This window comes from Alphaproteobacteria bacterium, from assembly GCA_040905865.1.
Lineage (GTDB): Bacteria > Pseudomonadota > Alphaproteobacteria > UBA8366.
On record JBBDQU010000046.1, the window covers coordinates 1 to 24,897 of the forward strand.

Annotated in this window: 24 protein-coding genes; 11 read left to right on the forward strand and 13 right to left on the reverse strand. The window is 63.6% G+C overall.

Annotated features, from left to right (window positions below; all coding sequences use genetic code 11):
* Window positions 1–120: 120 nt before the first annotated feature.
* The 6 genes from WD767_09335 to WD767_09360 form a co-directional block, all read right to left on the reverse strand.
* Complete coding sequence (locus tag WD767_09335; protein ID MEX2616287.1) at window positions 121–1,065, reverse strand: GDP-L-fucose synthase; 945 nt, start codon at window positions 1,063–1,065, stop codon at window positions 121–123.
* Between the two features lie 82 nt (window positions 1,066–1,147).
* The gene (locus tag WD767_09340; GenBank protein ID MEX2616288.1) at window positions 1,148–1,336 is read right to left on the reverse strand and encodes a hypothetical protein; all 189 of its coding nucleotides are present in this window, start codon (window positions 1,334–1,336) and stop codon (window positions 1,148–1,150) included.
* 75 nt (window positions 1,337–1,411) lie between these two features.
* Complete coding sequence (locus WD767_09345; GenBank protein ID MEX2616289.1) at window positions 1,412–1,870, reverse strand: peptidylprolyl isomerase; 459 nt, start codon at window positions 1,868–1,870, stop codon at window positions 1,412–1,414.
* A gap of 182 nt (window positions 1,871–2,052) precedes the next feature.
* Entirely contained in the window at window positions 2,053–4,101 is a 2,049-nt protein-coding gene (locus WD767_09350; GenBank protein MEX2616290.1) for a bifunctional aldolase/short-chain dehydrogenase, read from the reverse strand.
* 10 nt (window positions 4,102–4,111) lie between these two features.
* Window positions 4,112–5,203, reverse strand: a complete 1,092-nt coding sequence (gene mtnA, locus WD767_09355) for an S-methyl-5-thioribose-1-phosphate isomerase (GenBank protein ID MEX2616291.1) — start codon at window positions 5,201–5,203, stop codon at window positions 4,112–4,114.
* Between the two features lie 122 nt (window positions 5,204–5,325).
* A complete protein-coding gene (locus WD767_09360) occupies window positions 5,326–6,168 on the reverse strand; it encodes a TauD/TfdA family dioxygenase (protein ID MEX2616292.1) in 843 nt (280 codons plus the stop codon).
* Between the two features lie 213 nt (window positions 6,169–6,381).
* On the opposite strand from WD767_09360, the gene ppk2 reads away from it, so the two are divergent.
* The gene (gene ppk2 / locus WD767_09365; GenBank protein MEX2616293.1) at window positions 6,382–7,302 is read left to right on the forward strand and encodes a polyphosphate kinase 2; all 921 of its coding nucleotides are present in this window, start codon (window positions 6,382–6,384) and stop codon (window positions 7,300–7,302) included.
* Window positions 7,303–7,471: 169 nt separating this feature from the next.
* Complete coding sequence (locus WD767_09370; protein MEX2616294.1) at window positions 7,472–8,092, forward strand: hypothetical protein; 621 nt, start codon at window positions 7,472–7,474, stop codon at window positions 8,090–8,092.
* A gap of 3 nt (window positions 8,093–8,095) precedes the next feature.
* On the opposite strand, the gene WD767_09375 is transcribed toward WD767_09370, so the two are convergent.
* Complete coding sequence (locus WD767_09375; GenBank protein MEX2616295.1) at window positions 8,096–9,268, reverse strand: mandelate racemase/muconate lactonizing enzyme family protein; 1,173 nt, start codon at window positions 9,266–9,268, stop codon at window positions 8,096–8,098.
* Between the two features lie 262 nt (window positions 9,269–9,530).
* On the opposite strand from WD767_09375, the gene WD767_09380 reads away from it, so the two are divergent.
* From WD767_09380 to WD767_09400, 5 genes are all read left to right on the forward strand, one after another.
* Window positions 9,531–10,340 carry an enoyl-CoA hydratase/isomerase family protein gene (locus tag WD767_09380; protein MEX2616296.1) on the forward strand — a complete coding sequence of 270 codons (810 nt, stop codon included), beginning with the start codon at window positions 9,531–9,533 and terminating at the stop codon, window positions 10,338–10,340.
* Between the two features lie 378 nt (window positions 10,341–10,718).
* Window positions 10,719–11,576, forward strand: a complete 858-nt coding sequence (locus tag WD767_09385) for a phytanoyl-CoA dioxygenase family protein (protein ID MEX2616297.1) — start codon at window positions 10,719–10,721, stop codon at window positions 11,574–11,576.
* A gap of 151 nt (window positions 11,577–11,727) precedes the next feature.
* Window positions 11,728–12,585, forward strand: coding sequence for a phytanoyl-CoA dioxygenase family protein (locus WD767_09390; protein ID MEX2616298.1), 858 nt, complete (start codon window positions 11,728–11,730; stop codon window positions 12,583–12,585).
* Window positions 12,586–12,807: 222 nt separating this feature from the next.
* Complete coding sequence (locus WD767_09395) at window positions 12,808–13,233, forward strand: phasin family protein (protein MEX2616299.1); 426 nt, start codon at window positions 12,808–12,810, stop codon at window positions 13,231–13,233.
* 330 nt (window positions 13,234–13,563) lie between these two features.
* Window positions 13,564–14,463: a hypothetical protein gene (locus WD767_09400; GenBank protein MEX2616300.1), complete on the forward strand. Its 900-nt coding sequence runs from the start codon at window positions 13,564–13,566 to the stop codon at window positions 14,461–14,463.
* A 159-nt stretch (window positions 14,464–14,622) separates the two neighbouring features.
* Here WD767_09400 and WD767_09405 read toward each other — a convergent pair whose 3' ends face one another.
* The 5 genes from WD767_09405 to WD767_09425 all read right to left on the reverse strand — a co-directional run bounded on the left by WD767_09405 (window position 14,623) and on the right by WD767_09425 (window position 19,975).
* Window positions 14,623–15,084, reverse strand: coding sequence for an SAM-dependent methyltransferase (locus WD767_09405; GenBank protein ID MEX2616301.1), 462 nt, complete (start codon window positions 15,082–15,084; stop codon window positions 14,623–14,625).
* Window positions 15,085–15,093: 9 nt separating this feature from the next.
* Window positions 15,094–16,269 (reverse strand): iron-containing alcohol dehydrogenase, encoded by a 1,176-nt coding sequence (locus tag WD767_09410; GenBank protein MEX2616302.1) that lies wholly within the window; start codon window positions 16,267–16,269, stop codon window positions 15,094–15,096.
* The gene (locus WD767_09415) at window positions 16,266–17,651 is read right to left on the reverse strand and encodes an aldehyde dehydrogenase family protein (GenBank protein MEX2616303.1); all 1,386 of its coding nucleotides are present in this window, start codon (window positions 17,649–17,651) and stop codon (window positions 16,266–16,268) included. Before WD767_09415 ends, WD767_09410 begins: the two co-directional genes overlap by 4 nt.
* Before the next feature lie 5 nt (window positions 17,652–17,656).
* Entirely contained in the window at window positions 17,657–19,012 is a 1,356-nt protein-coding gene (locus WD767_09420) for a glutamine synthetase family protein (GenBank protein MEX2616304.1), read from the reverse strand.
* An 81-nt stretch (window positions 19,013–19,093) separates the two neighbouring features.
* Window positions 19,094–19,975 (reverse strand): TauD/TfdA family dioxygenase, encoded by an 882-nt coding sequence (locus WD767_09425; protein ID MEX2616305.1) that lies wholly within the window; start codon window positions 19,973–19,975, stop codon window positions 19,094–19,096.
* Between the two features lie 148 nt (window positions 19,976–20,123).
* Here WD767_09425 and WD767_09430 point away from each other — a divergent pair, with 148 nt between their 5' ends.
* The 3 genes from WD767_09430 to WD767_09440 all read left to right on the forward strand — a co-directional run bounded on the left by WD767_09430 (window position 20,124) and on the right by WD767_09440 (window position 23,201).
* Complete coding sequence (locus WD767_09430; protein ID MEX2616306.1) at window positions 20,124–20,903, forward strand: glucose 1-dehydrogenase; 780 nt, start codon at window positions 20,124–20,126, stop codon at window positions 20,901–20,903.
* A gap of 96 nt (window positions 20,904–20,999) precedes the next feature.
* Entirely contained in the window at window positions 21,000–21,986 is a 987-nt protein-coding gene (locus WD767_09435) for an NAD(P)-dependent oxidoreductase (GenBank protein ID MEX2616307.1), read from the forward strand.
* 138 nt (window positions 21,987–22,124) lie between these two features.
* The gene (locus tag WD767_09440; protein ID MEX2616308.1) at window positions 22,125–23,201 is read left to right on the forward strand and encodes an LLM class flavin-dependent oxidoreductase; all 1,077 of its coding nucleotides are present in this window, start codon (window positions 22,125–22,127) and stop codon (window positions 23,199–23,201) included.
* Between the two features lie 31 nt (window positions 23,202–23,232).
* Here WD767_09440 and WD767_09445 read toward each other — a convergent pair whose 3' ends face one another.
* Complete coding sequence (locus tag WD767_09445) at window positions 23,233–24,063, reverse strand: amidohydrolase family protein (GenBank protein MEX2616309.1); 831 nt, start codon at window positions 24,061–24,063, stop codon at window positions 23,233–23,235.
* A gap of 270 nt (window positions 24,064–24,333) precedes the next feature.
* On the opposite strand from WD767_09445, the gene WD767_09450 reads away from it, so the two are divergent.
* Entirely contained in the window at window positions 24,334–24,891 is a 558-nt protein-coding gene (locus WD767_09450) for a DUF1134 domain-containing protein (protein MEX2616310.1), read from the forward strand.
* Window positions 24,892–24,897 lie beyond the last annotated feature (6 nt).

Below are 24,897 nucleotides of genomic sequence, written 5' to 3' on the forward strand. Positions count from 1 at the left end.
GCCGGAAAGCATGTTACCCATGGCGTCACTTACACAGACAATCGGACACATCCGCCCGTTACGGAAGAACCTTCACAGGTTTTAATGGAACCTGCTACGGTTCCATCTAAACCTGATGTGCTATAGCGCGCCACCCTGGTTCAGATACCAGCGATAGGTTTCCGCCAGCCCGTCACGCAACCCGATCCGCGCCTTCCAGCCCAGCGCATGCAGCCGCCCGACATCGAGCCATTTGCGCGGCGTGCCATCCGGCTTGGACGTGTCGAACACCAGTTCGCCGTGGAAACCCACGGCATAGCAAATGGTTTCGACCAGTTCGCGAATTGTCACATCCTCTCCAACGCCGACATTCAGCGCAATGGAATCCTCGTAATGCCGCATGCAGAAAACCGACGCTTCGGCCAGATCGTCGACATGCAGGAATTCACGTCTCGGCGTGCCCGTTCCCCAAACCGGCATTTCCGACGCCCCGGTCACCTTTGCCTCATGCGCCTTGCGGATCAGCGCGGGAATGACATGGCTGGATTCCAGGTCGAAATTGTCGCCGGGTCCGTAAATATTTGTCGGCATCAGCGAGATCGCATTGAAACCGTATTGCCGGCGATACGCCGCGCACATCTTCAGACCCGCGATCTTGGCGATGGCATAGGATTCGTTGGTCGGCTCCAATTCGCCGGTCAGCAGGTATTCCTCGCGGATCGGTTGCGGGGCGTGTTTCGGGTAGATGCAGGATGACCCCAGAAACAGCAGCTTGGTCACGCCGTTCTTCCAGGCCGCGTCAATCAGGTTGGTCTGGATCGCCAGGTTTTCATAGATGAACTGCGCCGGCAGGGTATTGTTGGCATGAATGCCCCCTACCTTTGCCGCCGCGATAAATACGTATTCGGGGCTTTCTTCGGCAAAGAACCGGTCCACGGCCGCGCGGTCGCACAGGTCGAGTTCGGTCCGGGTACGGGTGATGAGGTTGTCACAGCCTTCCCGGACCAGCGCACGGGCAATGGCGGACCCCACCAGCCCGCGATGTCCGGCAACGAAAATGCGTGATTCCGGACTGAATGCGCTCATCGCCCCGGCAATCCTTCAACAGGAGAACCGATCACGGAAAACCCCATGGTCGCTGGCGAGGGAAGCCGGTGGCGTACTGCCGTCAGACGACGATATCGACGACGCGGCTGGGATCGGTCGCGGGCGACGAAAGCTGGCTCGCGCCCTGGCTGGTCGCCTTCGTCACGAGATCGACAATGGCCGATTCCGATTGCGACGCCGACTTCAACGCCTGTAACCCGGCCTGATATCCGCTTGACAATGCTGCGCTCAGTGCGATTTCCGCCGCCATGACATTCCTGCCTTCTTGTGTATGCGTTCGACGACATCGTAACGGGAAACCATTATCCAAGTGTTAACGCGAGGTCTAATCGACGTCCGCGGCAACCCGCAGGCTGATAATCTTGTCCGGCCCGTCCACGGCGCCCGAACGGGGGTCGCCTTTCTTGATATTGTCGACGAATTCCATACCCTCGATCACCCGGCCCCATACCGTGTACTGCCCGTCCAGCCAGGATGAATTTGCCAGCACGATGAAGAACTGGCTGTCGGCGCTGTTCGGATCGGACGACCGCGCCATGGACACGATTCCGCGTTCATGCGGCTCGGCGCTGAATTCCGCCGCGAGCTTCTTGCCGGAGCCGCTGGTGCCGGTGCCGGTCGGATCGCCGGTCTGCGCCATGAAACCATCGATGACCCGGTGGAAGACGATGCCATCGTAAAATTTTTCCCGCGCCAGTTCCTTGATGCGGGCGACATGGTTGGGCGCCAGATCCGGCAGGGTTTCGATGACGACGCGGCCGTCCTTCAATTCGAGATACAGCATGTTTTCCTTATCCTGCGCCGTGGCGGCTCCCGCCAGGGACGCAATTCCAATTGCAGTAGCGATCCATAGAACCAGTTGCTTCAACGTACAGTCCTTTCGAGAATTTGGCACCCGTTTCGCCGATTTTTTCCTTCCGGGCATATGGGGGCGGCCGGCCGCAATTCCCAGTTCTCCGTCCCGCTTCAACGCAATGCCGCGGCAATATTGCCGCCATCCACGGTAACGACGGCCGCGGTCGTCCGGTTTGCCCGGGCCAGATACACGAACGCATCGGCGACGTCGCTGGCGCGCACTTCCCGGTTCAGCAGGTTGCCGCCCATATAGGCCGCTTCCGTGACTCCGCGTGCTTCCGCCCTCGCGGCGATCATCGCATCGTCCAGCAATCCGCTGCGGATGCGGTCGGCATTGACCGCATTGGCGCGGATTCCCTCGGCGCCGTAATCGACAGCATATTGCCGCATCAGCGACAGCGTCGCCGATTTCGGCAGGCCATAGGGACCGAAGTCCGGGCCCGGATTGACTGCCTGCTTGGACGCGTTGAACAGCAGCACCCCGCCGGTCCCCTGCGCCTGCATCACCCCGACCGCCGCCTGCGCGATGTTCTGGTGGCCGTAGAAATTCAGCTCGAACGATTGCCGCAGGACGGCGTCCGGCACTTCGCCGATCCTGCCCGACCAGGCAGCCCCCGCGTTCGAGACGACGATATCGACCCCACCGAACGCTTCGCAGATGGAATCGAACGCCGCCGCGACCGAACCGCGATCCGTCACATCGCAGGCCAGCGCCAGCCCGCCGGATGTTTCCACCGCCCGCGCCGCCGCGGCGACATCCAGGTCCAGCGCCACGACCGAGGCGCCTTCCCGGGCGAACGCGGCGACAATGGCGGAACCGATCCCGCCGCCCGCGCCGGTAACGGCGACAACCTGCCGCGCAAGCGGCTTTTCCAAGCCCTTGCCCAGCTTGGCCTGTTCCAGCGACCAGTATTCGATATCGAACATGTCGTCTTCGGGCACGCATTCGTAGCGGCCGATGGCTTCCGCGTCGCTAATCGTCTGCACGGTGTTTTCCGCGATATCGGCGGCGATGGCGGCCGCTTTCGGGTCCGCGCCGATGCCGAACAGGCCAAGTCCCGGCACCAGCGCCACACGCGGAAACGGGTCGAGCATGGTCTTCGGCGATTCCTGGCGGGAATTATGGCGCTCGAAATACGCCCGGTAATCCTCCTGATAGGCTGCCAGCGCGGCCGCCGCTGTTTCACGAAACGAATCCAGCCTGTCGCATTCCGGCGCCGCCAGCAGCAGCGGATAATTCTTGGTGCGGATGTTGTGGTCGGGCGTGACCACACCAGTCTGGCTGTAGCGGCCGATTTCGGCGCCGTTCACGTAGTTCAGGATTTCCGGCCCGGTACGGAATTCCAGCACCATCCGCCGCCAGCCATCGGCCGCAAGGTCAGCGGCGAGCAGCCCGCGCAGGATGGGCGCGACATCGGCAAGCCTTGCGATATCGTCCGGCAACCGCGCGGGGACGAATACGGATTTCCGGTTGTTCTGCAGGCGGATTTCCGCCAGCGTCACCGCATCGATCATCCGCTCATAGGCTTGCTGCGCGGTATCGCCGAAGGTGAAGATGCCGTGCTTGTGCAGGATCAGCCCGTCGACATCGGGCGATTGCGCATGCACCTCCGCCGCGGCCCGGGCCAGCGCGAAACCCGGCATGATATAGGGCACGTAGCCCATGCGGTCACCATAGATTTCGCGGCAGATTCCGCCGCCATCCGGCTGATCGGTCAGGCTGAGAACCGCCGTGGAGTGGGTATGATCGATAAATTTATGCGGCAGGAAGGCGTGCAGCAGCGTTTCCACGGACGGGTTCGGCGATGTGGAATCCAGCAGGTTGCCGCGCTGGAAATTCACCATGTCCTCGTCGCTGAGCGCATTGAGCGCCTGAAGACGGCGCAGCGGTTCGAGGCGCACCGCCGGCAGGCCCGCCGGTTCGATATCGCCCATGTCCCAGCCGCTGCCCTTGACCCGCAGCACCGGCACGTCGTCGCCCAGCAGGTCGCGCTGGGTGGTCTTTACCGACGTATTGCCGCCGCCATGCAGCACCAGCCTGGGATCGCCGCCCAGCAGCCGGGTTGTATAGACCCGCAGCGCGGTATCGCGGTTTTCGCCCTTTTGGGCATAGCGTGTGACGAAGGCTTCGGCGTCGTCATCGGACCACAGACTTTCCATCTTCGGTAATTTACTCCTGTTCGGGAAACAGCGCTTTCAAACCATCGTGACTGGCCGCGGCGATGCCGCGTTCGGTGATCAGCCCGCTGACCAGCCGCGCCGGGGTCACGTCGAAGGCGTAATTGGCGACCGGACTGCCGTCCGGCGTGATGGTGACGGTTTCGATCCGCCCGTCCGCCGTCCGCCCGGTCATCTGCGACACTTCCGCGCCGTCGCGCTGTTCGATGGGGATCTGCGACACGCCGTCCTGCAGCGTCCAGTCGATGGTCGGCGACGGCAGGCCGACATAGAACGGCACGCCGTTGTCATGCGCCGCCAGCGCCTTCAGATAGGTGCCGATCTTGTTGCAGACATCGCCGGTCGCCGTGGTGCGGTCGGTTCCGGTGATACACAGGTCGACCAGCCCGTGCTGCATCAGGTGCCCACCCACATTGTCGGCGATCACCGTATGCGGCACGCCGTGATGGCCCAGTTCCCAGGCGGTCAGGCTGGCGCCCTGGTTGCGCGGCCGGGTCTCGTCGACCCAGACATGCACCGGGATGCCGGCGTCATGCGCCATATAGATCGGCGCGGTCGCCGTGCCCCAGTCGACCGTGGCCAGCCAGCCCGCGTTGCAATGGGTCAGGATATTGACGGCCTTGCCGTCCTTGCGCTCCCGCGCCGCCTCGATCAGGCCCAGCCCGTGCCGGCCGATGGCGCGGTTGATGGCAACGTCCTCGTCGCAGATTTCGGCGGCGCGGGCATAGGCGGCACTGGCCCGGACGCCCGGAGACAGCGGCGACAGGCGGGATTTCATATCGTCCAGCGCCCAGCGCAGATTGACGGCCGTCGGCCGCGTCGCCATCAGCTGGTCATAGGCCGCCCGCAGGCCGCCATCGGAGGAATCCGCCCGCATCGCCAGCGCCATGCCGTATCCCGCCATGGCCCCGATCAGCGGCGCGCCGCGCACCTGCATCGACGCGATCGCATGCGCCGCTTCCGCGACCGTTTCCAGCCGCAGGGTCACGAAGCCATGCGGCAGCCGCGTCTGGTCGATAATCTCCACCGACCATCCGTCCGGCGCGAGCCAGATCGTGCGATGCGCCACACCGTCCACCAGCATGCAGGGAACTCCGAAAATACTGTTCTGTCAGACTCAGACCCGGTTTATATCGGCTTTGATCGACAAAGGGGCAGCTTTTCCGGGCGGACCGCTGCATTAATTCAAAATTTGGGGCGAAGCCGCTAGACGATCCCGGCCACCGGTTCCTTGATCGAAACACGCCAGTGGATGCGGTCTTCTTCGGGCGGGTAATCGCCCGCCGCCTTGTGCACCATGCAGCGGTTGTCCCAGATCACGATGTCGCCGACCCGCCATTTGTGCCGATATTCCGCATCCGGCGCAATCATCCGTTCGGTCAGTTCGTCGATGACGTCGTCGCTCTGCTGCTGTTCCAGTCCTTCGATGAAGAGAATCTTGCCCGGATCGAAATACAGCGATTTGCGCCCGGTTTCGGAATGGGTCCGGATGATCGGATGGAAGGCCGGCGGCCGGTTGCGGTCCTCCGGGTTCAGCAGCGCCGTCTGCCCCGTGCGGCCGCCATAGGTAAACCCGCCCCGGCGCCCTTCCAGCAGCGTCTTCAGCCGTTCCGGCAGAACCTCATAGGCCTGGTACATACTGGAAAAATGCGTGTCGCCGCCCGTGTTCGGGATCGCCAGCGCATACAGCTTGGTCGCCTTGAACGGCACCTCGTCATAGGCGCCATCGGTATGATAGCCTTCCGCCCCGCGCCGGTAGACCGCCTTGTTCAGCGTGCCGTCGGCATTGAACTTGTTGATCCCCAGCAGGGTCAGTTCGGGATAATCCGGATGCCGCGTCGATTTGGAGGGATGCGGGACGATGACGCCGTAGCGGCGGCTGTAGCGCAGGAAATCCTCGATTTCGAGTTCCTGGTCGCGAACCACCGTGACACCGTATTTGAGCCACGCCGCATAGATCGGCGCGAAACCGGCATCATCCAGTTTCTTGACATCGACGCCGGTGACTTCGGCGCCGGTATACGGGCCCATCGGCCGAATCTGCAGCATAGTATAGCGCTCCCTTTACCCGGAATTTCCCAAATATGGCCGGATTCCAAGCGCAAGCCTAACCGCATGGCAATTTGCTGGCAAGATCCACCGCCGTTACCGGAATCACCCGGTTGCGTCGAAAACGGCAGCAAAACTGTAATATTCCGACGACACCGCTTGAGGCATACTCGCAATTATCGCGAATACACGGACAATCGAGGTCACTGCAAAATGTCGGTATCAGAGGAAAAACCGGTCCGCCACAGCTGGGTGGAAGAAGAGCTTCGGGACAGTTTCGACGAGGAACTGGAGATGGAGATCGACGACGATCGCATCGCCAGGGAACTTCGGGGGATCACCGACCTGGAGCACAAGGAGACCATGGACCGGAACACGTATTTTCGCGAACTGTTCCGGCTGCAGGCCGAACTGGTGAAGTTGCAGGACTGGGTCATCCATACGAATTACAAGCTGGCGGTGATCTTCGAGGGCCGCGACGCCGCCGGCAAGGGCGGCATGATCAAGCGCATCACGCAGCGCCTGAACCCCCGGGTCTGCCGCGTGGTGGCGCTCCCCGCGCCCAATGCGCGCGAAACCTCGCAGTGGTATTTCCAGCGCTACACCCCGCACCTGCCGGCCGGCGGCGAAATCGTCCTGTTCGACCGGTCCTGGTACAACCGGGCAGGCGTCGAACGCGTCATGGGTTTCGCGACGCCTGACGAGGTTGAACAGTTCTTCCAGGACGTGCCGGAATTCGAACGCATGCTGGCGCGGTCCGGAATCAAGCTGATCAAATACTGGTTTTCGATTACCGACCAGGAACAGCAGCACCGGTTCCTGATGCGCATCCACGACCCGGTCAAGCAGTGGAAGCTGAGCCCGATGGACCTGCAGTCGCGGATCCGCTGGGAGGAATACACCAAGGTGAAGGAGGAAATGCTGAAACGGACAAGTCTTCCCGAAGCGCACTGGTACATTGTCGAGGCCAATGACAAGAAACGGGCGCGGCTGAACTGCATCCACCACCTACTCCAGCAGGTACCCTACGAAGAGGTGACGCACGAACAGGTCACCCTGCCGGAGCGGGTCTTCAATCCGAATTACGAACGCTCCGCCTTGCCAAAGGAACTCTACGTCCCGAAAATATATTAGATCAGATCGTGTTTGTTTGGAATCGCCTCTGGCGATCCAACCAACACGTGAATCTGATCTATCTTATTGAAGATATAGCACCTTCACAGGTTTGATTGGAACCTGTTGTGGTTCCAATCAAACCTGATGTGCTATAGATATGACTGGCAGGTGAGGCTAAGGGGCAGCGATGATCGTGGACATGGAAACGCGGCTGGGCATGCGGATCGGAACCTTCGTGCCGGCGGAAGCGGCGCTGTCGTTTCGGTATCCCGATACGCCGGGCGGGATCGAACCGACCGTCCAGACCTATATCGGCGGCGTTACGGATCGCGAAAGCCGCGCGCCGTCGACCAGGCATCCCCGGCGCGGCGTGGTGCTGGTCGAAGCGCCCTATGCGGATTTCACGGTGCTGCCGGACGACCTGTGGTCGGCCTGCGATGCGCCGCCGGCGCATGAATGGGTGCTGGAGCAGATCCGTCCCGGCGGACGCCCGTCCCCCGCCGATGCCGGCGGGCTGTGCATTTCCGCGATGGAGGTGGATCCGGCCATCGAGGGTGAATTCAACGAATGGTACAATGAGGAACACATGCCGCTGATGGACGCGGTGCCCGGCATGCTGGCCGCGCGCCGTTTTCACGCCGTCAGCGGGCTGCCACGCTATGTCGCCGTGTACCACCTGGAATCGCCGGAAGTCTACAAGCAGCCCAGCTGGTACGAAGCGAACCAGACGCCCTGGATCCGCCGCATCCATCGCCACCGGCTGCGCACCCTGCACATGATCCTGGAACGGGTGCAACTGCCCGGATAGACGCTACCAGACCGAAGAAGGCCCCGGAATATACTTGAACCGCTCCAGCGCGTCCTTGCGCAGGGTGAAGCCGAGGCCCGGCTTTTCCGGCGGGCGGACCTCGCCATCCGCGCCGATATCGAACGGTTCCTCGAACAACTCGTACATCATCGGCATATGCGCCTGGCTGACCTCCAGGATATGGCAGTTCGGGCAGTGGCAGGCGAGATGGATGGACGCCGCGAACAGCACCCCGTTGCTCCAGGCATGCGGCGCCAGCCGCACCTGCCGCGCGGATGTCAGCGCCGAGATACGCCGGATTTCGGTGAAACCGCCGGCCCTGCCGATATCCGGCTGGGCGATATCCATCGCCTCGTGGTCCAGCAGATCGTTGAAATCGAAGCGGGTGAATTCCCGTTCCCCCGTCGCGATGGGGATCGTCGTCGCCTGCCGCACCAGCCGCAGCCCCGCATGATCGTCGGGCGAGATCGGTTCCTCGAACCACGAAATGTCGTATTCCTCGACCAGTTTTGCGAGCCTGATCGACGTGGACACATCCAGTGCGCCATGCGCGTCGATGAACAGTTCCACATCCGGCCCGATGCCGCGCCGCGCCGCCGCGATGCGCCGCACCGCTTTCTCGTAGGAAAATCCGTCATGCCCGACGACGCGCATCTTCACCGCCGTGAATCCCTTCGCCGCGTAGCCGGCCATTTCCGCTTCCGCCTCGTCGCCTGGCGCCCAACCGCCGGAGGCATAGCCGCGCACCTGATCCCGCACGGCCCCCAGCGCCTTGTATATCGGCACCCCCAGCGCCCGCGCCTTCACATCCCATACGGCCAGGTCGATGCCGGAAATCGCCTCCATGACGGTCCCGCGACGGCGCGTCGGTTCCGGCTGGGCCCAGCCCTGGCGCAGCGCCGGGATAACCCGCGAGCCGTTATACATCGTCTCGTAAATCCGCTCGGAGAACATCGGGTCCATGCCGATCAGGGCGGGCGCAAGTTCGTGTTCGACGATGGCGCGGACCACTTCCGGATTGCCCAGCGCCGCGCCCATGCCGGAAAGCCCCTCGTCCGTATCGACCATGATGATGGTCGAGTCGTTTTTCACGCGGGTGCCGAGATCGCTGCGCTGCCGCTTCTCGGGCGGCACTTCATGCGACAGGGGAATGCATCTGACGGCAGTGATTTTCATGGGACGGCGTCTCCGGCTGGTTTCAAGCGGAAAGAGTGCATCGATTGAACCGTCCCGTGCAACCGGTTACGCTTCGTTGCAGGGCCGCGCCGGACCATCGCCCAAACCGCGCAGCCGGGGAAGACCGCGACAGGCGGACAAGATTGATGAATTCCGCCGGCAAGCCGTATCCTGGATTTGAATACGGGGGCGCGGCGGTATACGCTTCCCTCCAGGATCGGGCAGGCCCATCGGCCATGCCGTATATTGGGGAGACCACAAAATGAGCGTTGTCGAAACCGAACGGAACGGCCAGATACTGACCATCCGGCTGAACCGGCCGGAACGCATGAACGCCATCGGCTTTGAATTGCGGACCCGGATGGCCGAAGCCTTCACCGAATTCCGCACGGACCCGGACCTGGAGGTCGCGGTGTTCACGGGCGCGGGCCGCGCCTTCTGCGCCGGCGAGGACATGAAGGAATCGCTGGAACGCGGCGCGCCCGGCCTCGACGACCGCGAACTGCCCAACCCCTTCATGGACGGCACCCTGGAAAAGCCGGTGATCTGCGCGATCAACGGTTTCGCCATGGGCGGCGGCTTCATGCTGGTGGAAAAAACCGACCTGCGCGTCGCGGTCAAGGGCGCGGTGTTCGAGATGTCCGAAGCCAAGCGCTGGCTGCTGGGCGGCTACAATCACGGTCTGGTCGCCGATCTGCCGCATCCGATCGCGACCGAAATGGCGCTCGCCTACCGCTTCACATCCGACCGGCTGTATGAACTGGGTTTCATCAACCGGCTGGTCGAACCCGACGACCTGATGCCCACCGCCTATGAAATGGCCGAGCACCTGCTGACCCTGCCGCCGGCCGCGCGGGTCAATACCGTCTACATGATGCGGCAGATGCGCCAGAAGCCGTCGCCCGACATCGAGAAACTGGCTGAGGCGCTGCACGCCCATGGCGACCAGTCCGACCGGATGGAATCGCGCAAGGCTTTCGCGGAGAAACGCAAGCCGAACTTCAAGGGCTGGCTGAAGCCGGAGGACCGCTACAACATGCCGACCCTGGATTCCGTGCGGAACAAGCCGTAGATCTGATCGTGGTTTGCTGGCACCGCCTGTGGTTCCATTCAAACCTGTGAAATTGCCCTATGCCCGGACCTACGCGGTGATGCGACCCTTTCCCGAATAGGACCAGGCCGCTTCCAGCGTTGGCGGGCAATGCGGGCCGGCGATCCGATACCCCAGGGATGCTTCGATATCTTCCCGCAACAAAAATTATCAAAAAATATGGAATTTGGCTGTATATTCGAAATAATGATGAGTTTTTAGAGAAATCGTCTGTTTTTCATCAAATCTCCGAAACACGGTCAACTGGCGGTGCGGCGCTGCGCGAAAATGCCGCGCTTGCCGCGTCCGCGCGGCTGCGATAGCGTTTGAAACTGACCGACATACGCGGGAGGAATACTGATGAACAAGGCACTGACGGACGAACAGGTCGCTGCGTGGAATCGCGACGGATTCCTCTACCCCTTTCCGCTGCTCAGCGAGGCCGAACGGCAGGAATGCCTGGACGGGCTGGCGCGTTTCGAGGGCTGGCTGGGATCGCGGGTCAATGAGTCCCGGGACCTGAAATGGCGGACCATGCCGCATATCACCCTGCCCTGGGCACACAAACTGGCGACCGATCCGCGCATCCTCGACGTTGTCGAAGACCTGATCGGCCCGGATATCATTATCTACACCAGCACCTTCTTCATCAAGGAATCGAACACCCCGACGATGGCCGCATGGCATCAGGATACGACCTATTGGGGGCTGGAAACGCCGATCGACATGGTGACCGCCTGGGTCGCGCTGACCGAGGCAAGCCCGGAGGCCGGATGCATGGAAGTGCTGCCCTTTGAAAACGGCAAGCCGCACCAGTACCGCCACCGGGCGAATGTGGTGGAAAACAGCGTCAACCGGGCTTCGCAGGTCATCACCGATCCGCTGGACGAAAGCCGCGTCGAAGTCATGGCGCTGAAGGCCGGCGAGTTCTCGATGCATCACGGCCAGTGCACCCATCGCTCCGGCCCCAACACCGCGGGTCACCGCCGCATCGGCATGGGAATCAACTACGTGCCAGCCTGGGCGAAACCGATCGGCAGGTACCGGACAGCGGGGATGCTGGTGCGCGGCGAGGATCGCTGGGGCTATCTGGAGCCCCTCACCCCACCCAAGGCGGAACTGGACGCCGAGTCCATTGCCGCGCATGAAATGGCCGTGACGCGCTATCGGGAGACCTATCTGGAACAGGAACCACTGCACCTGAAAATGGCGGGTTGATCAGGGCCTCCAGATTGCACAATCGCGCGGGACATTCGTTACAGACAAATGCCGGCTCGGTTTTTATCAGCCCTGTAATTGTCCCACTTGCCGCGTCCGCGCGGCTGCGATAGCGTTTTGAAACTGACCGACATACACGGGAGGAATGCTGATGAACAAGGCTCTGACGGACGAACAGATCGCTGCGTGGAATCGCGACGGATTCCTCTACCCCTTTCCGCTGCTCAGCGAGGCCGAACGGCAGGAATGCCTGGACGGGCTGGCGCGTTTCGAGGGCTGGCTGGGATCGCGGGTCAATGAGTCCCGGGACCTGAAATGGCGGACCATGCCGCATATCACCCTGCCCTGGGCACACAAACTGGCGACCGATCCGCGCATCCTCGACGTTGTCGAAGACCTGATCGGCCCGGATATCATTATCTACACCAGCACCTTCTTCATCAAGGAATCGAACACCCCGACGATGGCCGCATGGCATCAGGATACGACCTATTGGGGGCTGGAAACGCCGATCGACATGGTGACCGCCTGGGTCGCGCTGACCGAGGCAAGCCCGGAGGCCGGATGCATGGAAGTGCTGCCCTTTGAAAACGGCAAGCCGCACCAGTACCGCCACCGGGCGAATGTGGTGGAAAACAGCGTCAACCGGGCCGCGCAGGTCATCACCGATCCGCTGGACGAAAGCCGTGTGGAAACCATGGCGCTGAAGGTGGGCGAGTTCTCTGTGCATCATGGCCAGTGCGTCCATCGGTCCGGCCCCAACACCGCCGGGCACCGGCGCATCGGCATGGGATTCCACTACCTGCCGGCTTGGGCGAAACCGATCGGGAAGTTCCGGACGGCGGGCATGCTGGTGCGCGGCGAGGATCGCTGGGGCTATCTCGAACCCCTCTCACCGCCCAAGGCGGAACTGGACGCCGAGTCCATCGCCGCACACGAAATGGCCGTGACGCGCTATCGGGAGACCTACCTGGAGCAGGAACCGCTGCATATGAAGATGGCGGGCTGAACAGGACAAACCGCGCTGGCTTGATCTGCATCAATGGCAACCGGCGCCGCGGTATTATGATAACAATTCTGTCATAAGGCGCGGTGTATGGTTGTGATGGAACCGTTGCGCGACTATCTATAAACAGAGCCGGCATGTTGCGCAGGGTCCAGGTCGCCTCGCGATAAGCCGGGGACGCGGATGGGCCGATTGACCTGACAGGTTTAAGCAGGGAGCGTGAACATGACGTCTGATGACAAACAGAAAAAATATTCGTCACGCGGTCATTCCGGTGCCGCGCCGGACGCCGATTTCTACGAGTCGGTTCGCCAGTTCTGGGCGGGGCTGCCCAAATACCCGCTGGACATGGCGCAGAATCTGAGCGGGACCGGCAACAGGAAGCTGCTCGACGATACAACCACTCTGGCCAGCCGGATGATGGAGTTCGGTCAGGCGCGGATCCAGGCCGATATGAGTTTCATGACGGCGCTGGCGCAGTGCAAGCAGCCGGAGGACGTGCTGAGCCTGCAGAAGGACTGGTTCGAAACGGCGGTCAGGGATTATCGGGAAACCAACGCCGAACTCGTCAAAGCCGGCATGCAGTTGTTCTCCGACGGAGTCGAAGCCGCCGAGGATGTCAGCGAGGAGAAGGCCGCGCCGAAGAAGTAGGCGGTGGCGATCCGACGCCTGGTTTCCGGCGAGGCGTGGACACATTGCGCGTGAGTGCCGTGCGGGGTAGTTCCCTGCCATGCTTCCTGGCCCGCCGGTTGGTAAAGAGATTACACGCGAGTGGCGGGGCCCGCCGACGCACTCGTTGAACCGGTTGCCCAAAGTTCCCGAATCCCGAATTCAGGGAACCAGTTTCCCATGCATGCGTTGTATTCGTGCTTAACGCATTTTTCGGGAGACTTATCATGGGCGGTATAATCTATCTCGTCGGTCTGGTGGTCGTGATATTGGCCTTGCTGTCATTCTTCGGCATCCGGTAGGGGTGAAGTCATGGCGCATATTGTCGACGAACGCGGCGCGTCAACCGTCGTAACGGGCGGCCCGACCGGTAGTGCCGCGCAACAGCCTTACGTTGACTGGCCGGCGGTGCTGGGCGGCGCGGTTGTCGCATGGGCGCTGGCATTCCTGTTTCTTGCCTTCGCTTCGGGCATCGGGCTGACAATGACCGGATCGCCCTGGCGAGACGGCATGTCGACGGCATGGTTCCTGGCGGCTGCCGCAATCTGGTTCATCTGGACCCAGGTTTCCAGCGTCATGGCCGGCGGTTATATTGCCGGTCGCCTGCGCCGCCGTATCAACGACGCCACCGAGCACGAAGTCGATATCCGCGACGGCGCTCATGGCCTTCTCGTCTGGGCGGTCAGCGCCCTGGTCGGCGCGGTGCTGGCTCTCGGGCTGGTCGCCGGCGGCGCCAAGGTGGTAACTGGCGCCCTGGCGCCCACCGTCAACACCACCGGCGATATTCTGGATGACCGCGGCATGAACTATGTTGTCGACCGGCTGTTCAGGACGGTTGCGGGTAGTGACGCGGCGATCGCCGCATCGCCACGCGCAGAGATGGAACGCGAGGAAGTGCGAAGGATCATCGCGGCGGCGGGCAGGTCCGGCACCCTGGCCGAGGTGGATCGCAGCTACATTGCGCAGACATTGGCCGGTATCCCGGGGATTACGCCGGAGGAGGCGATATCTCGCGTCGACGGGTTCCTTGTCCTGCACCTTACCGAAGCGCGGGCGGAAGCGGAAAAGGCCCGGAAAACCGGCATTGTTGTCGCGTTCCTGACCGCCGCAACCTTCCTGGTCAGCGCATTGGCCGGATGGTGGGCGGCCTCCACGGGCGGCAGGCATCGCGACAATAACCTGGACCTGACCCGCTGGTTCCGGGTCCGATGAACCGAGATACCCGAAAGGTCTGACAGAATGCCATATTTGCTGCTCTGGCTGCTGGGGATGCCGCTTTCCATAGTGATTATCCTCGCCCTGCTGCTGTAACGCAGAGGCGGCCGTATAAACGAAAAAGGCCGGGACGGTTGGCGCGGCTATTATTACGTTCTACCAGTATTCCGCCATCAGCACCTTCGCCCATTCCGGCTCCACCACCGCGCCGCGGGCCTGAAAGCCTGTCATATAGGGTTTGATATCGAGCACGGGGGTGCCGTCGATGGCGTCCAGCCCCTGCACGGTGATCTTCGTGCCCTCCACCTTCACCAGCCGGCAGACCGTCACGCCGATCCGGTTCGGGCGGACGCGGCCGCGCTGGGCGAAAATACCGACCTTCGGCCAGTCGGTGTTGCCGCGCGGGTGGCGGGCGACATACTGGATATCGTCCTCCGACACGCGGTCGAAATGAAACACCACCTCGACATGCGAAAACGCCTCCAGCCCGGCCAGCGATTCCGCCGTGAACCGGGACTCGTCCAGCGCGATCACCGCCGTCTCGCGGTCCCAGTCATCGTCGGTCGGTTCGGCCCGTCCGCCGACAACCGCGCCGACCGCCTGAAGTTCGATTGTCATACCGCCCCCCTATAATTTCCCACGCACGCAGTCGAGGAATATGCCTTTCAGCGCTGCCGCGTCGACCGGCACCGGATTCCCTGGCGCGGTCGGATCCCTGGCGGCGGCTTCCGCCAGCACGTCCGCATCGGCTTCCGACACCCCCGCTTCGGCGAAGCTGTGTGGAATACCGAGTATCCGGCGCAAGTTCAGGAGCCATTCCATGACAGCATCGAATCCCGGATCAGGCAGCCTCAACAGTTGCGCGAGGCGCGTCATGCGGTCCTCGATCGCCGGGCGGTTGAATTTCAGCACATAGGGCAGCAGCACCGCATTGGCGAGCCCGTGATGCACGCCGTACATCGCCCCCGCCGGGTGGCTGATCGAATGCACCGCGCCCAGCCCCTTCTGGAACGCGGTGGCCCCCATCGAGGCGGCAACCAGCATATGCGCCCGCGCGGCGAGGTTCGCCCCGTCGGCATGGGCGGCGGGCAGCCAGTCATGCACCAGCCGCAGCCCTTCCAGCGCGATACCGTCCGCCATCGGGTGAAATCCGCGCGCGCAAAGCGCCTCGATGCAATGCGCCAGCGCGTCCATGCCGGTCGCGGCAGTGATATGCGGCGGCAGGCCGAGCGTCAGTTCCGGATCGGAAATCACGACGCCGGGCATCATGGTCGGGTGGAAGATGATCTTCTTGGCGGCCGCGTGTTCATCGATGATGACGGAGGCGCGGCCAACCTCCGACCCAGTCCCCGCCGTCGTTGGCACCGCCACGACCGGCGCCACCCCGGCGGGATCGACCCGTTTCCAGTTGTCGCCCGCATCCTCGAAATCGAACAGCGGCCGGGTCTGCCCCGCCATCAGCGCGATGGCCTTGGCCGCGTCGATGGCGCTGCCGCCGCCGAAGGCGATCACCCCGTCATGGCCGCCGTCGCGATAGGCCGCGACCCCGTCGGTCACATTGCGGCCGACGGGGTTTCCCTGCACCCCGGCGAACAGCCCCGTCGGCGTGCCCGCCGCCGCGTTCGCGCCCAGCACATCGCTCACCATCGGCAGCGCCGCCAGCCCCGGATCGGTCACCAGCAGCGGCTTCGCCATGCCGAGCGAACGGCAGGCGCGCGCCAGTTCGCGGATGCGCCTCGGGCCGAACCGCACCTGCGTCGGGTAGGACCAGTTGCCCCGCAATGTCGCCGGATCGATACTCATGTGACTGTCCTCAAATGGAATGATTTCGGCCGAGTAAGCTGTTCGAAGCCGAGCGGCGACAGGGTGCAGCCATGTCCGGAATTCTTCACGCCGGTCCAGGCCAGCGCCGGATCCAGGTAATCGCAGCGGTTCATGAACCAGGTGCCGGTCTCGACCTGCTCGCCGAGCGCCAGCGCCGCTTTCTCGTCCCTTGTCCATACCGCCGCCGTCAGGCCATAGTCGCTGTCGTTCATCAGGGCGATGGCTTCCGCGTCGGACCGCACCCGCATCACGCCGACGACCGGGCCGAAACTCTCCTCGCGCATGACCCGCATCGAATGGTCGACATTGATCAGCACCTGGGGCGCCATATAGGCGCTGCCCGGCCTGTCGGCGGGGAAGGTTTTCGGATCGACCATCGCCCGCGCTCCCGCCCGAACCGCCTCGGCGATCTGGCCGCGCACGAAATCGGCGGCGGACGCCCGCACCACGGGGCCGAGGGTCGTTTCGCGCTCGCGCGGATCGCCCAGCCGGTAGCGCCGCGCCGCGCGGATCAACCCGGCAGTGAAATCGTCATAGACATCCGCATGCACATAGATGCGTTCTATGGCGCAACACGACTGCCCGGCATTGAAAAATGCGCCTTCGGCGAGGTTCTCGACCGCGTGGTCGATATCCGCGTCATGCCGCACATAGGCCGGGTCCTTGCCGCCCAGTTCCAGCCCCGCGCCTTTGAAGCCATTCGCCAGCGCCTGCCGCACGGCGCGACCGCCGGCAACCGAACCGGTGAAGCAGGTGAAATCCGCCGCATGCATCATCGTTGCGGCGCCCGCATGGGACAGGTGCAGCGGCTGGTAGACGCCTTCCGGCAGCCCCGCCTGCGCCAGCACGGCGGCGAAGCGTTCCGCCGACAGGGGGGTCTGGTGCGACGGTTTCAGGATCACCGTATTGCCCGCCAGCAGCGCCGGCCAGACCGCGTTGACCGCCGTCAGGTAGGGATAGTTCCAGGGCGCCGCGACAAAGCACAGTCCCAGCGGCACGCGGCGGATGAAACGGGTGAAACCCCGCTGCGGCGCCGGGGTGATATCGGCGAGCGCCGCCGGCGCGATGGCGATCATGTGACGCGCGCGTTCGGCGAACCCCGCGATCTCGCCAGGCGCATGGGCGATGGGACGGCCCATCTGCCATGTCAGTTCCTGTGCAATGGCATTGGTGTCCATCGCCAGGTTTTCCACCGCCCGGGACAGGATCGCGCAGCGTTCGCGCAGCGGCGTGGCGCGCCAGCCGGGCCCCGCCGCCGCCGCGCGGGCCAGCGCCGCGGCGATTTCCACATCGTCCGCCAGCGGCCGTTCGACGAAGACCCGCCCGTCGATCGGCGAGATGCATTGCAGGGTGTCCGCCATGCGCGTCAGCCGCGCTCGAACATGCGGCGGCGGTCATAATCGGTGACATGGCGGTCGCTTTCCGCCTGCTCCCATCGCGCCGCGTGCAGGTAGTGCTCCACCACATCGTCGCCCAGCGCCGCGCGCAGTTCGGCGCAATTGTCCAGCGCATCGATGGCCGCGCGCAGGGTGCGGGGCACCTCCGGCACGTCGTCGCGCGCATAGATATCGCCGCTGAGGATTTCCGGCGGTTCCATCCCCGCCTCGATTCCGTGCAGACCGGCGGCGATGGTCGCGGCGAAAGCCAGATAGGGGTTGCAGTCGGCGCCGGGAATCCGGCATTCCACGCGCAATCCCGGCCCGGCCCCGACCAGCCGGTAGCCGGCGGTGCGGTTGTCGCGGCTCCAGGCGATGCGCGTCGGTGCAAAGGTAGCCGACTGGAACCGTTTGTACGCGTTCACCGACGGCGCGAAAAACAGGGTTAGCGCCGGAGTGAGCGCCATCTGCCCGGCGATCCAGTGGCGAAATATCTCCGACAGCCCCGCCGGGTCGGCGCAAATCGGCGCGCTGCTTTCCCTGTCCCACAGTGACGTATGGATGTGGCAGGAATTCCCCGCCAGGTCGTTGTCGAATTTGGCCATGAAGGTAACGGACCTGCCCTGCGCCCAGGCGATTTCCTTCACCCCGTTCTTGTAGATCACGTGCCGGTCGGCCATTTCCAGCGCATCCGCGAAACGCAGGTTGATTTCCGCCTGCCCCGGCCCCCATTCGCCCTTGGAGAACTCGATGGGAATCGCCGCCCCTTCCATGCCGTTGCGAATGGCGCGGACCAGCCCCTCCTCCTTGGTCGTCTGGAAAATGTGGTAATCCTCGATATAGCGCCCGGCGGTGCGCAGCCCGGCATAGCCCTTGCCGGACGCGGATTCGTAACTTTCATCGAAGATGTAGAACTCCAGTTCCGAACCCATTTTGATGTCCAGCCCGGCGGTCTGCGCCCGGGCGACCTGCCGCTTCAGCATCGCGCGCGGGCTGTGCGGCAACTCGTTGCCGGCTGCATCGACACAATCGCCGATCACCAGCGCCGTCGCCTCCAGCCAGGGGATGCGGCGCAGGGTCGCCATGTCCGGGCGCACGCCGAAATCGCCATAGCCGGTGTCCCAGCTCGCCGCGGCAAATCCGGGCACCGGCTCCATTTCCATATCGACCGTCAGCAGGTAGTCGCAGACATGCATTTCATGCAGCGCGTGATCGAGGAAATAGCGCCCGGTGATCCGCTTGCCGATCAGCCGCCCCTGCATGTCGGGAAAGCAGACCAGCACCGTATCGATGTCGCCTGTGTCGACCAGTCGCGTCAGCTCCGCAATATCGAGATTTCCGGCCATGGCGTCCCCGCTGTGCTGTCGCTCCATTTTAGCGACGGGTCAGGTGCCGGATGCAAGGGGAAGTTTCCGGTGGAATTCCGTTCAGTTCCCCTGATCGACTTGCCCGCCAGGGGCGATCCCGACCGCCAGCGTCTGGACAATCGCGCGCAGCTTGATGCGCCGGTCCGTCGGCGGGTAATCGCCGGCGCCGCGATGCATGGTCGACCGTTCGTCCCAGATCAGCAGGTCGCCGACCGACCAGTCATGCGTATACAGGTTGTCCGGCTGCGTCGCATGGGTCATCAGGTCCTTCACCAGCGCCACGCTTTCCGCTGCCTCCATCTCGGCGAATTTCCGCGTATGGGTCGCATTCACATACAGCAGCTTGCGGCCGGTCCGCGGATGCGTGGCGACGGCCGGATGCACCGCGTCCTTGTAGCCTTCCTTCTGGTCGTCGGCCAGCGAGCCGTCATACATGTCGCCGCCCGGCCCCGCGCCATGCAGATGCAGCCCGGTCAGCCCGGAAAGCTTCGCCCTGGTTGCCGCGTCGAGGCTGTCATGGGCATGGCACATATCGGCGAAGATCGTCGCCCCGCCGCGCGACGGCACCTCCAGCGCATACAGGATACCCAGCATCGGCGGTTCCTGCGTGTAACTGCCATCGGTATGCCAGCTTGTCGCCCGGATCACGCCGAATTCATCGACCGAACCGTCCTGCGCCACATTGGTCAGCCAGGACAGACCGGGAAATTCCGCGTGCCGGTATTTCCGCAGCACGTGGTGCTGCAATTCCCCCAGCCGGCTGGCGAAGCCGTGAAAAGCCGGCGCGTCCAGTTTCTGCCGGGGAAAAACCAGCACCTTGCGGTTATCCAGCGCGTTGCGGATCCAGTCGAGCGTTGCGCCATCGAGCGGGCCGCCGAGATCGATTCCATCGACCCGGCCGCCGAGGCGGCTGCCGAGCGGGGTCAATACGGGTCCGGTCATCCTGTGCCCCTCCCTGAAGATATCCCGACGAGTGTGCCCGGCCCGGCCGTCCGGCACAAGCCGGGACGGGGCAATCGCTTTTCCCGGGACCGCCGTTTAGACTGACGGTCCAGTACGCCGGCAGGGTGCGTCAGACGGAGAAGATATCATGAGACTTCAGGGTAAATCAGCGCTGGTCACCGGGGCGGGCGGCGGCCTTGGCGGCGCGATCGCGCGGCGCTTCGCGGCCGAGGGGGCCTCGGTGCTGTGCACTGACCGGGATCTGCCGAAGGCCGAAATCACGGTCGCGGCCATCGAAAAGGCGGGCGGCATTGCCAGCGCCTTCCCGGCCGATGTTGCGAACGCCGCGGATTGCGAGGCGCAGGTGGCGGAAACCGCCAGCCGCTACGGCCGGATCGATATCGCGGTCAACAATGCCGGGATCGGGCTGCACCGGCTGGCATTGGATACCAGCCTTGAGGACTGGGAGCGCGTGCTCCGCATCAACCTGACCGGATCCTTCATCACGGCGCAGGCGGCGGCCCGGCGCATGGTGGCGCAGGAATCCGGCCGCATCATCCAGATCGGCTCGATTTCCGGCCAGCGCGGCAATATGGGCGGCATCGCCTATGGCGCCTCCAAGGCGGCGGTGATGCATGTCTGCAAGGTGCTGGCGGTGGAACTGTCCGGCAAGGGCGTGATGGTCAACGCCATCGCCCCCGGCCCCATCGAAACCGGGCTCAGCGTGCATGGGCCGACGCGCAGGAAGGGCTATCTCGACCGGATACCCGCAGGCCGCTACGGCACGGGGGAGGCGGTTGCCAATGCGGCGCTGTTCCTGGCCTCGGACGAATGCGAATGGATCACCGGGCATGTGCTGAACGTGGACGGCGGCTACGGCGCAGCCGGTCTCGCCTACGACCCGGCCGAAATCGCGGTCGGAAATTAACGGCAGAGACCATTATTCACGCGCCGCCATCTGGCATCGTCCGAGCCTGCCTTGTATACCAATCATCACACTCATGTCTTTTGGAAGGGACCCAACATGCCCGTAACGGTCGCTATGTACGAAAAATCGCTGGACCATATCGGCGAACGGCTCAATGCGCTCAAGCTCGATATCAAGGTCCTGCCCTTCGGCAAGGACGGCAAGTTCAGGATTGACGGCGCATCCGTTTCGCCCGGTGAAGTCGATGTCGATTATTTCTGGCTGTCGAGCCACATCAATCCCGACGGCGCCCGCAAACTGGCCTTCGACACCATCCTGGGATGCAGGTCGGTCGGCGTGCTGCAGACCTTCAATGCCGGCCTCGACGATCCCGTCTACAAGCAGGTTTCCGACAAGGGCACCCGCATCTGCAACAGCAGCGCGCAGGGCGTGGCGATTGCGGAATATGTCATGGCGCATGTGCTGAGCCTGATCCATCCGATCGATCGCCAGCGCGAATTGCAGGCCGCCAGGAAATGGGAGAACACCCCGTTCCGCGAGGTTTCGCAAATGAACTGGCTGATCATCGGCTACGGGCCGATTGGCCAGGAACTGTCCAATCGGGTCAAGGCATTCGGCGCGACCGTCGATGTCGTGCGCCGCACGCCCCATACATCGGAATTCGTGGACCGGTCCGGCACCATGGCCGACCTGCCGGAATTCCTGCCCGATGCGGACGTCATCGTCCTCGCCTGCGCGCTGAACGACGACACGCGGGATTTCGCCGATGAAAAATTCTTCGCCGCCGCGAAGAAGGGCGTCATTTTGGTCAATATCGGGCGCGGCGCGCTGATCGTCGACAACGCCCTGATCGCGGCGCTGGACAGCGGCCATCTTGGCCATGCGGTACTGGATGTCTTTCGCCAGGAACCGATGCAGCAGGACGACCCCTTGTGGTCCCACCCGAAAATCCGGGTAACGCCGCATACATCCTTTGCCGGTGACGGCGCCCGGGGCCGCTGGGACAACCTGTTCCTGGACAATATCGCCCGGTTCGTGAAGGGCCGCCCGCTGGCGTTCGAGGTCAATCCCCGGGACATCTGACCCGTCAGGCAACGCGGCGGCGCGGCTTGCGCGGCCGCTGTTCCCATATGATCGGTCGCTGCATTACAGTACCGGAATTCAATTTGCCGGGCGCGACCTGTCCTGCGCCCGGCTTTCCGTATTCAAGAGGAAACCGCCATGAAGCTCGGCCTGTTCATGATGCCCCTGCACCCGCCGACCCGGACGGTCGCGGCATGCTACGACCGCGATATCGACCAGCTCGTGCTGGCCGACAGGCTGGGCTTCGACGAGGCCTGGCTGGGCGAGCATTTCACCGAGAAATGGGAAAACGCCCCGGCGCCCGACCTGCTGATCGCCAAGGCGCTGGCGCTGACAAAAAACATCAAATTCGGCACGGGGGTAACCCTGCTGGGCATGCATGAACCGGTCTATCTGGCGCACCGGGTCGCCATGCTGGACCATCTGGCGCATGGCCGTTTCCAGTGGGGCATCGGGCTGGGCGGCATCCCGACCGACATGCAGTTGATGGGGCTGGACCCGGCCACGGCGCGCGGCCGGGCGGAAGAGGCGCTCGACGTCATCCTGGGGTTGTGGCAGGCGGATGAGAACGGCTTCACCCATCACGGCAAACATTTCAGCATCGACGCGCCGAAAATGGACCCGGTCACCGGCCGGGGCCTGCACATGAAACCCCTGCAGCTCCCCCACCCGCCGATTTCGGTCGCGGCCAGCACGCCCAAATCCGGGTCGCTGCGCATCGCGGGCGCGCGCGGCTGGGCGCCGATGTCCAGTTCGCTGCTCTCCGCCACCCACCTGCCCGGCCACTGGGACCTTGTGGCCGAGGGGGCGAAAAGCGCCGGCCGCTCGGCCAGCCGCAGCGACTGGCGCGTCGCGCGGGATATTTTCGTCGGCCCCACGCCGAAGATCGCACGCGAGCGGGCGCGCGCCACGATGGGCCGCAATTACGATGAGCACCAGCATGCCAGCCGCGTCGGCACGGTGCAGATCGCGACCACCAAGCTGGACCCCGCCATGCCGGACGAGGCGGTGGATGTGGATTACCTGATGGAAAACGTCTGGATCGTCGGCGATCCGGCGGAATGCGAGGACAAGATCCGCGCGCTGTACGACGTCACCGGCGGCTTCGGGTCGTTGCTGAGCATCACCGCCGATTCCGACGATGCCGGCTGGGACCATGAAAGCCTGCGCCTGCTGGCGGAGGATGTAGGCCCAAGGATCGCGGACCTGGGGTAGTTCCGGACGGGATCGGGACGGGTCGTCGGCGTCAGGCCGGGCGGTCCCAGCCCCACCATTTGCAAATCGCCTCGCCCATCACCAGCGGCTTGTCCGCCGCGCGCAGCCAGGGCAGCTGTTCGGTGAACATCGTCACGCATTCGCGCCACGAGCACGGCATCTTCGAGATATCCGTACCCCAGAACATCCGTTCCGGCCCGAAGGCATCGTAGATCTGTTCCAGATAGGGATGCATCGGCGCAAACGGCCAGGGCTCGCTGCAATAGCCCGGCGCGCCGGTCGCCTTGACCGCCACATTGGGATATTTCGCCAGTTTCAGCAGTTCCGGCAGATGGGTCATGGCTTCGGCGTCCTTCAGCGTCGTATTGCCGCCCCGTCCGCCCAGATGGTCGATGGTGATGCGCAGTCCCGGATGGCGCTCCGCGAGGCGACCGAAATGCGCCAGCGAATCCGTCGCCAGCGCCGATACCGGAATATCCGCGGCCTCCGCCGCTTTCCAGACCCAATCGAAGGTCCCGTCTTCCAGCGGCTGGCGCATGGAATCCTTCAGGAAGGTATAGCGGATGCCGAGCATGCCCGGCTGCTGTTTCCAGCCGGCGAGCCGTTCCGCCGATTCTTCCGGCGTATCCAGCGGCACCGCGCCCATGATCGCGAAGCGGCCCGGATAATCCTTCACCGCCTTGAACGCCATGTCATGCGCGCCCGGGTCCCAGCCCGGCGGATGGATTACGGCGGCGTCGACCCCGGCCTCGTCCATCAGGGCAACCGCGTCCTCGGTGGTGAAGGAGGTTACCTGCCAGTGCGACTGGTTGCTGGGCAGTCCGCTGCCCCATACATGGATCTGCGCATCGACAATCTGCATCCTGTCCGCTTTCCTGTTTTCTGTGTTCCACACCGCATCGGGCTCCGGCCTTTCAGGCCGTTCGCACCTCACTATACACGCCACGCAGCGCCGGTCGGCAAGGCTGTTTGTCCACCAAGAAGGCGGCGACCCGGCGCAGCCCGTCAGGCCACCCCATGCAGGCTGGGAGTTTTCGCATCATGTCCTTAGCGCCCGTCCTGTAGTACGATGCCGTACTCAGCGCTGTCCCGCCGCGAACAAGGATTTTTATTTCACCCTGGAGGCACGTTCATGATGCGCATCGGAAAAACACTGCTTTTGCTCGTTTTCGCCCTGACCCTGGCCGCCACGGCGCGGGCGGAGGACGATACCTATTCCGTCGAAGAGATAAAGGACAAGGCAACCGGCTTCTTCGGCGATACGAGCGAGGGACTGGCAAAGGCGCTCGAAAAGGTATTTGCCGATCATGGCCGGCCCAACGCCTATATTGTCGGCGAGGAAATCAGCGGCGCGATCGGCGTCGGCCTGCGTTACGGCAACGGGACGCTGCACCGCAAGGTTGGCGGTTCGCGCAAGATTTACTGGCAGGGTCCGTCCATCGGCTGGGATCTCGGCGGCAACGCCTCCAAGGTGTTCACCCTGATCTACAGGCTGAAGAATACCGAAGACCTGTTCCAGCGCTTTCCGGGCGTCGACGGCAGTTTCTACTTTGTTGCCGGCATTGGTGTGAACTACCAGCAGGCGGGCGATATTGTCCTCGCGCCGATCCGCACCGGCGTGGGCCTGCGCGCCGGCGCCAGTATCGGCTATCTGCATTACAACAGGGAACATTCCTGGCTGCCCTTCTGACCGCAA